This window comes from Pseudobdellovibrionaceae bacterium, assembly GCA_020635075.1.
GTDB lineage: Bacteria > Bdellovibrionota > Bdellovibrionia > Bdellovibrionales > UBA1609 > JADZEO01.
On the sequence record JACKAM010000004.1, the window covers coordinates 83,457 to 97,708 of the forward strand.

The window sequence follows — 14,252 nt, forward strand, 5'->3', positions numbered from 1 at the left end:
CCTATGAAAAAGTTGGTGAAGGTTGCCTGGGCGAGCGTGGGAATTGCGCTCGCCTTTGTTATTTCGACGGGTTTACTCGTTGGCTGTGCCACATTCGACCGGCAGGCCGATCATGCCCGCTCCCTGATCCGCAATCGCAAGGCGGACCAGGTCATTGCTGGTTACAAGGAAAAGGCCTGGAAGGAGTCGGACGATCAATTGGTCTATCTCTTTGATTACGGAACGGCGGCCCATATTTCTGGCCAGTACGAAGAAAGTAACCGGGCCCTTTTGTTGGCCGACAAGCTTTCTGAAGTGAAAGACTATCACAGTCTCAGCCGAATTACCGGGTCTCTGCTGCTTAATGAGGGAATGGTTCAGTATAAGGGAGATGATTACGAAAAGGTCTTGGTTAACGCTGTATTGGCACTGAATTTCTTGATGCTCAACGAGCATGATTCGGCCCTGGTTGAAACCCGTAAGCTCAATCAAAAGCTCTATCATTATAAATTTGATGCGAAAAGGGATTACGAACAAAACCCCTTTGCTTACTATTTGGCGGCAATGATTTGGGAATCTGATCGAAAATATGATGATGCCTACATTGACTACAAAAAGGTCTACGAGTTGTTCCCCCAGTATGCACCCATCAAAGAGGACTTGATCCGCTTGTCTACCCTGTCACAGCGGCCGGATGAGTTGAGCAAGTGGAAGAAGCAATTTCCGGATGTGAAATTTAAGAACGAGTGGAAAGACAAAAAGCATGGCGAGTTGGTTTTGATCTATCAGCAGGGCTGGGGGCCAAGAAAGCGTCCGGACCCGGCGTCCCCACGGATGCCTAAGCTTTACCCAATATACTCGCACACCGATCAAGCCAACCTTGTGGTCGAGGGCGTTGGAGAGAAGAAGTCAGAGTTCCTTTATTCGGTCGAAGCCACAGCCATTAAGACATTGGCTGACCAGTACGCCGGATTAGCGGCCAAGCGGGTCGCAGGTATTGCTACCAAGGCGGTTGTTGCCGACCAACTTCGCCAAAAAAACGAGACCCTGGGTCAGCTGGCTTGGATCGGTATGAATCTGGCCGACCGCGCTGATACCCGTCAGTGGTCGACCCTACCCGAGACTTTCCAGATCGCCCGCATGTACCTTCCCGCGGGCACCTATAGGGTGAGGGTCGAGGGACTGACCGACAGTGGTAAGAAGTCTGGTGAGGATATGGAGGCCGTGGAGTTGACCGTTAAGGCGGGCAAAAAAGCCTTTATGACATGGCGGTCGGTGCGCTAGGACCAATTTCATAGTTAAGGACCAAAAAAAAAGCCCGGCAATGTCCGGGCTTTTCTCGTCTTCTATTTATGATCAACAGGAACCAGATTAGTTGTTCAGGCTCTTGTTGGAGTTGGGAAGGTCAGGAGTGACCTCATTGGCACCGCCAAAAGAACTGCTTTCAGTAGCGGCGTGAGCAGCTGTGGCAACGCGCTCTTCCAAGGACTGCTTAATGTCCTCATGAGATGCGCGAGCGGACTCAGCCGGCTCAACTTTCTCAGCTACAACCGGTGCAGGTTGGGTTTGAGCATAATCCTTAGGAAATGCACCCAACTTGGCCAGATAAGCAGAAATGCTTCCGTTTCCATTTTGAATAATTTCACGCAGTGTGAACAGCGGAGCGTACTGAGAAGCCTTCTTCTCAGCTTCAAAGATGATCTGTGTCAGAGTTGCTGCTGTGATGTCGTTCTTGGTCTTGTTGTCGATGACCATGACATCTTCGCTATTCCGAATCATTTTTGCGATATCGTCCAAAGTGACGTAGCAGCTCTGCTGAGTGTCGTAGAGCTTACGGTTTTGGTACCGCTTAATGATCTTTGTCCTTGCGTTCGCTTTGTTAGACATGACTTCTTGATTCACCAGACTGCCTCCCTCTGGAAGTTTGCTCCCCAATCAATAGGATCTCATCATCCTGGCCAGTTACCTCTCCGGCCCCGATTCGCCGATTCTTTCGCTTTGGCATTGCCTCTGAATGCCCGCAAATTCATCAAGACGGACCGTATCAACGGCGGAAACATAGCCCTGGGCGCCACAGCCTGTCAAGCCCACCAAATCGGCTTTCTCAATAATTTCAAGCAGTAAAGACGCCACGCACCATTCCTTTATTACATGATTCCGCCGCCATGCAAAAAGGTTAACAAAAGGAGGTCCTGTCTCAAGAAAAGCCACCAATCTGCCGATTCTTATTTGGGGACAGTTTACTTTATAGTGGGGCCTTTTTGTTTGGAAAAAAGCAATAAAAATCAAGAGTTTAAAACATATGACCTGCTTTTGGTGTTGTCCCTTGTGGCAGCAGTGAGCCTGGTCATCGCCAGCATTCTTGGCGGTCGTCTGGAGGATCCTAATGTAAAAAGGGTGCAGCGCGACACTGAAGCTCTTATAGGGCAACTTTTGGGCTGGGGCCCCCCTGCGGAAACCCTAGACGATGGTCTAGGAGAACCAAAAGAGGAGCAGCGTGAATTGGCTTCATCCGGATCTGATTTTCCTCTGGGTAAGGAGGGCATCGTAGGTATCGACCCCTGGGGTCAGGCTTACCGCTTTCAAGTGGTGGAAATTGATCGGCCAAGATCCGCATATCTCCTGGTCTGGTCCAACGGGCCAAATGCACGCAACGACAGCGGCGACAACTTTGGTTGGGATCGTCTTCACGACCAACGGCAAGGGGTTTTGTTTCGCGGCGATGATTTGGGCTATTCAAAGAGACTTTATTGAACACAGTCCGACCTGAGATGGGCCAGCAATTGGTCCAGTTATTAGTCCAGTTATTAGAGCCCAAAGCTCATCCCCCTCAAATGGCTTTAAGCATCCACAGGGAGAAGCCGACAAGTGATGTAAGCCCTGATGAAAGGGCGAACCGAAAGGGTGAGAATGGCCACGGGTAGACAGATTGCAACATTAGGTGCCATCGCCATGTTGGCGGTGTCCTGTGGAAGCTTGCAGCGTCGGGGAGATGAGGGGAACTACAAGAACTCCGCACTCTCCAACCTCAATCCCGCACCCGAAGCCTTTCAGCCTCCCGATATGGTCGATGCAGAAAACCCGGTTATCGATTCCGTCTATTTGCAAAGCCAATCGGATTACCATTACACGATGGGCGAGTCCTATAGTCTTGAGGGGAACTCCGAAAAGGCCATTGAGGAGTTCAAGCTCACATTGATCTATGATCCCAACTCAGTCATGGTGCGCTTGCGACTGTCTGTTGAGTATGTTCGTCAGGGGCTTTTGAGTGAGGCCATTGAACAGGCTGAGTTGGCGGTCAAAATGGATCCCAAGAGCTCAGAGGGACGCCTATTGCTTGGAGGACTCTACTCCTCGCTAAAAATGTACGAGGTGGCCCTCAAGCAGTATCAGACTATTCTGGAATTTGAGCCGAAAAACGAAGAGGCCAGAATATACATTGGTGCCATTCTAGCCGAGCAAAAGAAATTCGAAGAGTCGATCCAAATGTTTGAGGAGTTAGCCAAGATATCTGATCGAGAAAAGAAGTTTCAGGCCTACTACTATATCGGTCGCATCCGGGCCGAGCAGGGTGGACAGGAGCATCAGGCAGAGGCTGAGAAGGCATTTACCAAAGCTTTGAGTTTAAACCCCAAGGACCCCGAGTCGGTGCTGGCTCTGGCCAAGCTCTACGAGGTTCAGGAAAAACCTAAGAAGCTCTTAAAACTTTTGGAGTCCTTTCAGGAGCGTTTTGGTCCCCATCCAAGGGTGGCTCAACAGTTGAGCAATATCTATTTGGAAAACGATAACTATAAAGGGGCGGTCAAGCAGCTTGAGTATATGGAAGGATTTGAGCCAGACGATCTTAGTGTCAAATTCCGTCTTGGCCTTCTTTATGTCGAAATGAAAGACTACGAGATGGCCATCGACAAATTTGAAAAGCTCTTGGAGCTGGAGCCGGAGTCTGATCGTACCCGATTCTATTTGGGAGCCGTTTACGAGGAGCTGAAGCAGTTTGACCAGGCGGTTTTTCACTTTAAAAAGGTGCCGGCTTCTAGCAGTTTTTTCGTCGATGCGAACATTCACTCAGCCTATCTGTTAAAACTTCAATCCAAATTTGATGAATCAATAGAGGTGATGGAGTCGGCAATCTCCCAGCGAGACGACGTGCCTCAATTCTACGCATTTTACGCGTCCCTTCTCGATGACAAGAGAGCCTACACCAAGGCAGTGAAAATGCTGACGGGTGCAGTTGAGAAGTTTCCAACCCATACCCAGCTGCTGTTTTTTCTGGGTTCCATGCACGACCGGCTAGGCAACTTCAACGAGACAGTCAGCAACATGAAAAAAGTTATTGAGATAGATGGCGGCCACGTGCAGGCTCTGAATTACCTGGCTTACACCTATGCCGAGCAAAACATTAACCTCGTGGAGGCTGAGGGCTTGGCGCGCAAGGCCCTGGGCTTCCAGCCCAAAGACGGGTATATCCTCGACACGGTAGGATGGGTATTGTTTAAGCAAGATCGCGTTGCCGAGGCGATTCCCTATCTGGAAGCCGCCTATCGAGTGAAGTCGACGGAAAGCATTATTGCCGAACACCTAGGAGATGCCTATTATAAGTACGAGCTGGTAGATAAGGCTCGTAAGATGTATCTCAAGGCGGTGGATAGTGAAACGGACGAGCACAAGATTAGACAGATTCAAGACAAGATCGTTGCGATTGATCGGCAAATTGAGGAGTCCAAAACCAGAACACCGGCATCTTCTTCCTCATCATCAAAGACTCACGCAAAATAGTATTGCCGGGACTCTTCTTCTCTTGTCTGTGGTGACCCTTTTATCCTCCTGTCAAACCACCCCCACCAGATACGAAGACAAGAACGAGGGTTACTGGCAAACCAAGGTCCTTATTAAAGACAAAAAGAAAAACAAGTCCTATATCGTCCATGTCGACATGAATGCGCGAGTGGGCGAAAATCTACGCCTGGATGTGACTACCCCACTGGGGGGGCACCTGGCGAGTCTTGTGCTCAACAGTGAGGAAGTTCGCTATGTGGTGGTGAAGCAAAAAAAGTTCTATTCGGGAAAACCAACCCCGAAGGCGTTGCAACCGTTGATCTCGGTGCCTCTCGACCCGGTGTTGATGTACAATATTCTGTTTGATAAGCCCATTGCCCGTGAAGGATGGACTTGTGCAAAATCAAAAGAGTCATTCCTGGAGACCTGCAGCAGCGAAAAGGAACAAATCAGTTTGCGTTGGTCTGATCGGGTATTGAATCGCAAGACCGTACACATCGAGCACCCAAAGGCTGAGTTGCAGATGAACTTTTTCACTTATGACGAGCACATTCAGGATAAGAAAAACCTGTTTAGTCTCGATGCCCCCAAAAATTTCAAGGTGCTTAAAATCCGCTAGGGCATAGCCTTTCAGGCTGGACTTTCGCCCAGAGTGCGGCGCGCTTCATTTTGAGATCATGGTCATTTATGTCTGCCCAAAGGCACTTTTAGTTATGAAGATTGTCTTATAGGGCAAATGATTGCGACTTATCGTTCCTGCTGTACTGAAGTTGAGGTTCATTAGACCCAGACCTTAGGTTTAAGGGTTAATTCTTTATCAAACTTCCGCAACTTTTATTTCTTCAAGGATCATTGAGGTTTAGAGTGCAATCCGGCATAATAAAAGAGAGTTTACAAAGGCGGTGTGAACTCATTTGACCGGTCTCATCCACTGGAGGGGGAGCAAATGTCGACGGAATCAGGCGGAAGCAATATTACTATAAATGAATTTATCAAGAGTCACTACAAGTCAGGGCAATATAAAGATCTGACGTGGTCGGGCTCTTTTGATGACTACCTCGGCTTGGTAAAAGAAAATCCCAAGGTTACGCGAAATGCCTTCCAGCGGATGTATGACATGATCCTTGAGGCAGGGGTGCAGGAATACACCGACGTCAAAAAGAAGATCTCACATTATAAGTTTTTTGATGACGAGCCAAACGGAGGTAAGGACGCTGTATTTGGCCTGGACATCGCTCTGATGAAGCTGGTTAATGTGCTTCGCTCCGCCGCCCTCGGTTATGGTACGGAAAAGCGGGTTATTCTCCTTCATGGTCCAGTGGGAAGTTCAAAGTCGACAATCTGCCGTCTTCTCAAGCGTGGAATCCAGGAATACTCAAGAACCGATAATGGTGCCTTGTATACGTTCGAATGGGTGGATGAGTCGGGAGAGCATGAAGAAATTTTTGGTAAGGGCGTGAGGGTGTTCTCAAGTCCCATGCATGAAGAACCACTTCTGCTTATTCCCGAGGAAATGCGCGGCAAAGTTTGTGAGGAACTGAATCGCGGCAACAAGACTGAGTTTCGTATTCAAATTGAAGGGGATCTTTGTCCGCCGAGCCGGTATATTTTCCGCCAGTTATTAGAAAAGTATAATGGCGACTTGTCTCGCGTGTTCAGTCATGTCAGGGTCCGACGCTTGGTTTTGAACGAAGCCGACCGAATTGGTATTGGTACCTTCCAGCCCAAAGATGAAAAGAACCAGGATAGCACAGAGTTAACCGGTGACCTAAACTACCGCAAGATTGCGGAGTATGGTTCGGACTCAGACCCACGTGCGTTTAACTTTGATGGCGAATTCAACATTGCTAACCGGGGCATGATTGAGTTCGTTGAGGTTCTGAAGCTGGACGTGGCGTTTTTGTACGATCTGCTCGGAGCCTCTCAGGAGCACCGGGTAAAGCCCAAGAAGTTTGCCCAGACCTACATTGATGAGGTGATCATTGGCCATACAAATGAGCCCGAGTACCGCAAGCTTCAGGATAACGAGTTCATGGAGGCCTTGCGTGACCGTACGGTCAAGATCGACATTCCCTACATCACTAAGTGGAAAGACGAAATTAACATTTACAAAAAGGACTTCAACTCCCAGAAATTGCGTGGAGTTAGCATTGCTCCTCATACGGTTGAAATGGCCGCCATGTGGGCAGTGCTGAGCCGTCTTGAAAAGCCCAAGAAGGCTAATCTGACCCGGGTCCAAAAGCTTAAGCTGTATGACGGCAAGAGCCTGCCTAATTACACAGAGGATAATATCAAAGAGCTTCGTAAAGAGGCCAAGCGGGAAGGCCTTGATGGAATTTCCCCTCGATATGTCCAGGACAAGCTCTCAAATGCAGTTGTTCGCGCTCAGCAGTCGAACCGTGGGTCAGTAAACCCATTTATGGTGATGAACGAGCTAGATGGAGGTCTTCGTCACCACTCGCTGATCTCTTCAGAGGAGATCAAGCAGGATTATCGCGAGCTTCTCAGTGTCATCAAACAGGAGTACGAGGAAATTATTAAAGCTGAGGTTCAGCGTGCGATTAGTGCCGACGAGGGGGCCTTGGGCCGCCTGTGTGGCAACTATATAGATAACGTGAAGGCCTACACGCAAAAAGAAAAGGTCAAAAACCAATTTACGGGACAGGATGAGGAGCCGGACGAGAGGCTGATGCGGTCGATTGAGGAAAAGATTGAGATTCCCGAGTCGCGTAAGGATGATTTTCGTCGAGAGATTATGAATTATATTGGCGCTCTCTCCTTGGAGGGTAAAAAGTTTGATTATAAGACCAATGAACGACTCCACAAGGCATTGGAGCTGAAGCTGTTTGAAGATCAAAAAGACAGCATTAAGCTCACTTCTTTGGTTTCTTCTGTTGTAGATAAGGACACCCAGGAAAAAATCGACATCGTCAAAACCCGACTCATCAAAGAGTTCGGCTATGACGAGATTTCAGCTACCGATGTTCTCCATTATGTCGCCAGCATCTTCGCTCGGGGAGACGTGAAGGAGAAAAAGTAAGAGGAAGGCAGTTGTCTTGTGGGAATTCAGGAAGATAACAACCGGTTTCGGGATATTGTGCGCGGCCGGATAAAACAGAATTTCAAAAAATATGTCACCCATGGTGAGATGATTGGTAGACGGGAAAAGGAGTTTGTCAAAATTCCCATCCCATCTATTGATATTCCTCGATTTAAATACGGTCCAAAGCAGCAAGGAGGTGTCGGCCAGGGGCAGGGTCAGGCTGGAGATGCAGTCGATGGCGACCAGGCGGGCCAGGGGCAGGCAGGAGAGAGCCCTGGAGATCACTTTCTTGAGGTCGATGTTACAATAGATGAGTTGGCTGATATCCTGGGCGAGGAGCTGGCTCTTCCGCGAATTGAACCCAAGGGCAATAAAAATACCGATGTGACTTCGCTGAAGTACACTGGCCGGTCGCCGGTGGGCCCAGAGGGGCTTCGTCACTTTAAAGCTTCCTATAAAGAGGCTCTTAAAAGATCAATGGCGAGTGGCACCTATGACCCGGATGAGCCCTTTGTCGTGCCCATCCGGCGGGATATGCGCTACAAAACCTTTCGCAAGGTCGTAAAGCCGCAGGCCAACGCGGTCGTCATTTACATGATGGATGTTTCGGGTTCCATGGGGGACGAGCAGAAAGAAATTGTTCGAATGGAGAGTTTTTGGATAAATGCCTGGCTTAAGCGCAACTACAAGGGCTTGGAGACCAGGTTTATTATCCACGATGCTGCCGCCAAAGAGGTGGACGAGAAGACCTTTTTCAGCACCAGTGAGTCCGGCGGTACGCTTATCAGCTCAGCCTATAAGCTGTGCCAAAAGATCATCGAAGAGGATTACCCAATTAATGAGTGGAACATCTATCCGTTTCACTTCAGCGATGGAGACAATTGGAGTGGTGAAGATACACGCATGTGCCTGAATCTGCTTCAGAAGTTTTACTTTCCCCGAGTTAATATGTTTGGCTATGGACAGGTGGAAAGCAAGTACGGAAGTGGGCAGTTTTTAAAAGATCTTGAAAAGACATTCCCCAGCGAAGACCGCCTGGTCATTAGTAAGATCGAAAACAAGGACAAGATCCTAATGTCCATCAAGGACTTTTTGGGAAAAGGAAAGTGACCCATGGGTAATTTGACCTCCGAACTGGAACGGGAAAGAGTTAAAATTTGCCGATTAGCCAAAGAGGTGGGTCTAGACTGTTTTGAAACCATCTTCGAGATGGTTAATTACAAAGAGATGAATCAAATCGCTGCTTACGGTGGGTTTCCCGTTCGTTATCCCCACTGGCGATTTGGCATGGAATATGAGCAGCTGTCCAAGAGTTATGAGTACGGACTGTCCAAGATCTACGAGCTGGTGATCAATAACGATCCCTGTTATGCCTATTTGATGGAAGGTAATGAGTTTGTTGATCAAAAGTTGGTAATGGCCCACGTATATGGCCATTGCGACTTTTTTAAAAACAACCAGTGGTTTTCTCCTACCAATCGAAAAATGATGGATGCCATGGCTAATCACGGTACGCGGATTCGGCGCTATATGGACCGCTATGGTGTCGAAGTTGTGGAAGATTTCATCGACGTTTGCCTGAGTCTGGAAAATCTCATTGACCGCCACAGCCCATACGTCATGGATGCATCCAAGCCTGTCGAAAAGGATCCGGATGCCCCTGAAATTGAGAAAACCAGTGGGTTCAGACTTAGAGTTCATCGCGACTACATGGAAAAGTTTATCAATCCTCCAGAGGTCATTGCTGAGGCCAAGGCCAAGGCGGCGGAGCGAGAGCAATTTGAGCGGCGGCACTTCCCCCCTGAGCCAGCCCGCGATGTATTGAAGTTTTTAATGAGCTATGCGCCACTTGAGTCCTGGCAACAGGACGTGATGTCGATCATTCGTGAAGAGGCCTACTATTTTGCCCCTCAAGGCATGACAAAAATTATGAATGAAGGTTGGGCATCTTATTGGCACTCGAAGCTGATGACTGAAAAAATCGCCACAGCCGCCGAGATCGTTGATTTTGCTGATCGCCACAGTGGCACGATGGCCATGTCGCCCTCGGGATTTAATCCCTATAAGGTTGGTATTGAACTATTTAGGGATATCGAGTCTAGGTGGGACAAGGGGCGATACGGTAAGGAATGGGAAGAGTGTCAGGACATGAGTGCCCGCAAAGCCTGGGATACTGGGGAAAAACGGGGTCGCGATAAGATCTTTGAGGTTCGCCGAAACTACAATGATGTGACTTTCATTGACGAATATCTTACGGAAGAGTTTTGTGTGCAAAACCGGATGTTCGTGTACAAATTCAACAAACGCACCGGTCAGTTTGAGGTCGACACCAGAGATTTTAAGGCAATCAAGGCCAAGTTCCTATTTCAGTTAACAAACTTCGGCCAGCCCATTATCAATGTGATTGATGCCAATTTTGAAAACCGCGGAGAGCTCCTGCTGGCTCACATGTTTGAGGGTGTCGAAATGCAGCCCGACTATATGCAGGAAACCATGAAAAACATGTATAAGGTTTGGCAGCGTCCGGTGAATGTGGCGACCGTTTTGGACAATGAAAGACGGATTGTCTCTTTCGACGGCAGGGATTTTAAGTCGATTTTGTTGTCCGACCTTCCGGTCGGCGAAGCCAACGAAGAAGAGAAAAAGGCCTAGCTATTCTTCATCTCCATCATCGTCTTCATCAGCAGAGGATCCGGCGCGAGCAAGGCGTTCAATATCCTCTGGACGATCGGCCTCAATGCGTACCAGCCATCCATCTCCGTAACAGTCTTCAAGGATGAGATCCGGGTTTTCGACAACGGCCTCATTGATTTCCACGATGCTGCCGCTAATGGGAGAGTAAATATTCATTGGGCCCTGGTCAGTCTCAAGTTCGCCACAGACCTCATCGCCTGAAACCTCTTCGCCCTCAGAAGGCAAATTGGCGCTCATAATCTCACTGAACTCATCGAGCCCGTCTTCATTAATCCCTATGGTGATCAAACCGTCATCATCTGATTGAACCCACTCATACCCCATATAGGTGATTAAATCGTCCATCCGTCCATCCTGGGTAAAGGCATCTTGGCCATATTGGATTAAGGGTATAACAGAGGGGGATCAATGTGCAAAAAAAAAGCCGACCCTTCGGTCGGCTTTTTGCCCTACATTTGGCAATGCATTACAGATCGTAATACAAGTAGAACTCAAAAGGAGAGGGGCGTTGGAATGTGGGAATGATTTCCCTCTCATATTTATAGTCGATCCAAGCGCGAATGAAGTCCTTGCTGAACACATCGCCCTTGAGAAGGAACTCATGATTCTCTTCAAGAGCCGATAGTGCCCGGTCAAGAGTCGCAGGCACACTTGGTACTTTTGCCGCTTCCTCTGGAGGTAGCCCATAAATGTCCTTCTCCAAGGGGTCACCGGGGTGGATCTTGTTAAGAACTCCATCGAGGCCGGCCATAAGAATTGCGGCCAAAGCCAAATACACATTACTACTTGGGTCTGGAGTCCTAAACTCAAGACGCTTGGCCTTGGGGTTCGGGCCCGAGTTTGGAATACGAATGGCAGCCGAACGGTTGCGGAAGCTATAGGCCAACTTAATTGGTGCTTCGAATCCGGGAACCAGTCGCTTATAGGAGTTTGTCGTGGGATTGGTGAAAGCACACAGGGCCGGGGCGTGCTTGAGAATTCCACCAATGAAGTGAAGACCCATTTCACTCAGTCCAGCATACTTGTCACCCGCGAAGAGCGGCTCGCCGTCTTTCCATAGTGAAACGTGAGTGTGCATTCCAGATCCGTTGTCGCCAAAGATTGGCTTAGGCATAAAGGTCGCAGACTTGCCGTGCCGACGGGCAACGTTTTTCACAATGTATTTAAACCACTGCATCTTATCGGCCATTTCAATCATTGAGTCGAAGCGGATATCGATTTCGCCCTGACCAGCAGTCGCCACTTCGTGGTGCTGACGCTCGACAATCATTCCACAGCGCTCGAGCTCAAGACAAATTTCAGTGCGAAGATCATGGTGAGAATCAGAGGGAAGGGCTGGAAAATAGCCTTCCTTGTGACGTGGCTTGTAACCCAGATTGCGCCCCTCATCGCGACCACTATTCCAAGAGGCCTCGTCAGAATCGACCTGGTAAAAACCGCCAAATGCCGTCTGCTCGTAGCGAACATCGTCAAAGATGAAGAACTCAGCTTCTGGTCCGAAGTAGGCCGTGTCAGCCAGACCCGTGGACAAGAGGTAAGCGTTCGCCCGCTTAATCAGGTTACGAGGGTCGCGGTCGTAGGCCTCACCAGTGTCAGGTATTACCACATCACAAGTCAGTGACAGAGTGGGAATTTCCATAAAGGGATCGACCAGGGCTGTCTTAGGGTCGGGCTTCACAAGCATATCTGATTCATGAATACTTTTCCAACCGCGGATAGAGCTTCCATCAAAACCGAGACCGTCTTCAAAGGTCTCCACGGTCAGTTCACTCAAGGGAATCGTGAAGTGTTGCCACATGCCGGGCAGATCAGTAAATTTGAAATCCACCATTTTGCATCCGCGCTCTTTCGCGAACTTTATGACCTCATCGGGTTTCATTTGGGCTCCTTTTATTTATATAGTTGCTGGGTTGTTGGTTGGCTTTAAATCCATTTTCTTACACATCTATTATATTGCGTCCTCGTCCCGCTCTCCGGTTCGGATCCGCATTGCATTCTCAACAGGTATGACAAATACTTTGCCATCACCAATTTTTCCGGTGTGTGCCGCCTTTTGAATGGCTTCAACAGCGGGCTCGACCAGAGCATCATTCAGCACGATTTCAAGTTTTACTTTGGGAAGAAAATCGACGACGTATTCAGCGCCTTTATAAATCTCGGTGCGACCTTTTTGGCGACCAAACCCTTTAATTTCAGTGACAGAGACCCCTTCAACTCCAAGCTCTGAAAGAGCTTCTACTACATCGTCTAGCTTAAAAGGCTTGATGATGGCCTCTATCTTCTTCATTAATCTCTCTTGGGCCGGTTTGGGGAAACATACCAAATATTGGGCTCTAGTCAATTTGAATCTAGGAACACTAGATAAACCATTAAATTTCGGACCAAGCAAAAAACGCGGCTCGGAAAAAAATCCGAAGCCAGGATTGATCGTTGCAGTTGGGACCCAAGGGGTGTTATGTAGCCCCCCTCACTATCGATCAGAGGTCAGTCAGGGGATGGGCTGGCAAAACAGGGAAAAATGGTAATCGCTCTAATTGGCCAACCGGGGAGGGTTCGTGTCCAATACCGTCAGTATTTTCGTTTACGGTTCCTTTTGTGAAGGCATGGTCCACTATGATCGGGTGGCCAAATATGTGAAATCCTGCAATCCTGCACGCGCTCGCGGCACTGCCTATAGGCTGCCCGTGGGCTATCCGGTGTTTTTAGATGAGGGGCAGGACGAGGTCGATGGTCAGGTATTGGAGCTGGAAGCCCCTTCAGTGCTGTTTACTTTGCTGGATGAGTTTCACGGAGTCATGCCGACCCATCCAGCAAAGAGCCTCTTTTTTAAAAAGGAAATTGAGGCCGAGGTGGAGGGCACTGTCAAAAGGGTTTTCACCTACGTGGTGAATCCGGCTAAGCTTCCGCGAAACTGTAAGCCGATCGACAATGGAGATTGGCGATCAGAGCTGGACAAGGATCCGGCGGTGACGACCACCTTGACGGATCGGCAGGCTGAGTACGTTCGCCGTCTTGGTTCTTCGACCGGGCGGGAAATCGTTCCTATCAACCTTGAGCTCTATCGCGAGCTGATGAAGCTTGATCTAATTGTCGATAAAGGACGGCGGTTGGCCCTGAGTAAACTGGGGCGTGAGGTCTTCCGCTATATGAGCTAAGGGCCGTGGGTTCGATGAAATACCCAGAATTGCTCTACAATGTCGTGCTCATCGAACCTGAAATTCCTCAGAATACCGGAAACATTGGTCGAACTTGCGTTGGGGCTCACTCCATTTTGCACCTAGTGGGTCCTATTGGCTTTGAAATCTCTGACCGTCAACTGAAGCGGGCAGGGCTTGATTATTGGCCACACCTGGAGCTTCGCCAATATGAGAATTGGGACCAGTGGTGGTCTCAGGTTGAAGACCCGTCCCGAGTCTTTTTTTTCTCCACCAAATCGGAAAAACCACTCTATCAGGCCGACCTGCAGCCGGGGGATTGGTTGGTCTTTGGCCGTGAGACCAAGGGCCTCAGGGAAGAAATTATTGAAAAGTTTTCCTCTCAAACCTATCGCGTTCCCATGCGAGGGCCCATTCGTAGCCTCAATTTGGCCACTGCGGTCGCCGTGGTCCTCTATGAGGGCATCAGGCAAATAGAATCAGGCCCATAGGCTGGTCATAGCTGAGCCTATCTGCTATGAATGACCCACAGTGTAGGCCAGGCCTCAAAGATGCCTTTTGGCAGCTTGCCAAGCCCCCCTCTCGTTCACATAATGGTAGGGATT

The 14,252-nt window shown here is 49.0% G+C and carries 14 protein-coding genes; 9 read left to right on the plus strand and 5 right to left on the minus strand.

The window, feature by feature from the left end; translation table 11 throughout:
* Nucleotides 1-3 precede the first annotated feature (3 nt).
* Nucleotides 4-1,263 (plus strand): hypothetical protein, encoded by a 1,260-nt coding sequence (locus H6624_17860; GenBank protein ID MCB9086211.1) that lies wholly within the window; start codon nt 4-6, stop codon nt 1,261-1,263.
* Between the two features lie 87 nt (nt 1,264-1,350).
* Here H6624_17860 and H6624_17865 read toward each other — a convergent pair whose 3' ends face one another.
* On the minus strand, nt 1,351-1,866 hold the full coding sequence (locus tag H6624_17865) for a polyhydroxyalkanoate synthesis regulator DNA-binding domain-containing protein (protein ID MCB9086212.1): 516 nt from the start codon (nt 1,864-1,866) through the stop codon (nt 1,351-1,353).
* A 75-nt stretch (nt 1,867-1,941) separates the two neighbouring features.
* Nucleotides 1,942-2,112, minus strand: a complete 171-nt coding sequence (locus tag H6624_17870; GenBank protein MCB9086213.1) for a hypothetical protein — start codon at nt 2,110-2,112, stop codon at nt 1,942-1,944.
* A 132-nt stretch (nt 2,113-2,244) separates the two neighbouring features.
* Here H6624_17870 and H6624_17875 point away from each other — a divergent pair, with 132 nt between their 5' ends.
* From H6624_17875 to H6624_17900, 6 genes are all read left to right on the plus strand, one after another.
* A complete protein-coding gene (locus H6624_17875) occupies nt 2,245-2,733 on the plus strand; it encodes a hypothetical protein (protein ID MCB9086214.1) in 489 nt (162 codons plus the stop codon).
* Between the two features lie 156 nt (nt 2,734-2,889).
* On the plus strand, nt 2,890-4,755 hold the full coding sequence (locus H6624_17880) for a tetratricopeptide repeat protein (protein ID MCB9086215.1): 1,866 nt from the start codon (nt 2,890-2,892) through the stop codon (nt 4,753-4,755).
* Between the two features lie 22 nt (nt 4,756-4,777).
* Nucleotides 4,778-5,374, plus strand: a complete 597-nt coding sequence (locus H6624_17885) for a hypothetical protein (protein ID MCB9086216.1) — start codon at nt 4,778-4,780, stop codon at nt 5,372-5,374.
* 327 nt (nt 5,375-5,701) lie between these two features.
* On the plus strand, nt 5,702-7,795 hold the full coding sequence (locus H6624_17890) for a serine protein kinase (GenBank protein ID MCB9086217.1): 2,094 nt from the start codon (nt 5,702-5,704) through the stop codon (nt 7,793-7,795).
* Nucleotides 7,796-7,813: 18 nt separating this feature from the next.
* A complete protein-coding gene (locus H6624_17895; GenBank protein MCB9086218.1) occupies nt 7,814-8,908 on the plus strand; it encodes a DUF444 family protein in 1,095 nt (364 codons plus the stop codon).
* Between the two features lie 3 nt (nt 8,909-8,911).
* Nucleotides 8,912-10,450, plus strand: coding sequence for a SpoVR family protein (locus H6624_17900; protein ID MCB9086219.1), 1,539 nt, complete (start codon nt 8,912-8,914; stop codon nt 10,448-10,450).
* Here the strand turns inward: H6624_17900 and H6624_17905 are convergent, their stop codons facing one another.
* The 3 genes from H6624_17905 to H6624_17915 all read right to left on the minus strand — a co-directional run bounded on the left by H6624_17905 (nt 10,451) and on the right by H6624_17915 (nt 12,779).
* The gene (locus H6624_17905) at nt 10,451-10,837 is read right to left on the minus strand and encodes a glycine cleavage system protein H (protein MCB9086220.1); all 387 of its coding nucleotides are present in this window, start codon (nt 10,835-10,837) and stop codon (nt 10,451-10,453) included. It lies immediately after the preceding gene.
* A gap of 121 nt (nt 10,838-10,958) precedes the next feature.
* Complete coding sequence (gene glnA, locus H6624_17910) at nt 10,959-12,371, minus strand: type I glutamate--ammonia ligase (protein ID MCB9086221.1); 1,413 nt, start codon at nt 12,369-12,371, stop codon at nt 10,959-10,961.
* 69 nt (nt 12,372-12,440) lie between these two features.
* Nucleotides 12,441-12,779: a P-II family nitrogen regulator gene (locus H6624_17915; protein MCB9086222.1), complete on the minus strand. Its 339-nt coding sequence runs from the start codon at nt 12,777-12,779 to the stop codon at nt 12,441-12,443.
* 316 nt (nt 12,780-13,095) lie between these two features.
* On the opposite strand from H6624_17915, the gene H6624_17920 reads away from it, so the two are divergent.
* Nucleotides 13,096-13,647 (plus strand): gamma-glutamylcyclotransferase, encoded by a 552-nt coding sequence (locus H6624_17920; GenBank protein MCB9086223.1) that lies wholly within the window; start codon nt 13,096-13,098, stop codon nt 13,645-13,647.
* Nucleotides 13,648-13,661: 14 nt separating this feature from the next.
* Complete coding sequence (locus H6624_17925) at nt 13,662-14,138, plus strand: tRNA (cytidine(34)-2'-O)-methyltransferase (protein MCB9086224.1); 477 nt, start codon at nt 13,662-13,664, stop codon at nt 14,136-14,138.
* Nucleotides 14,139-14,252 lie beyond the last annotated feature (114 nt).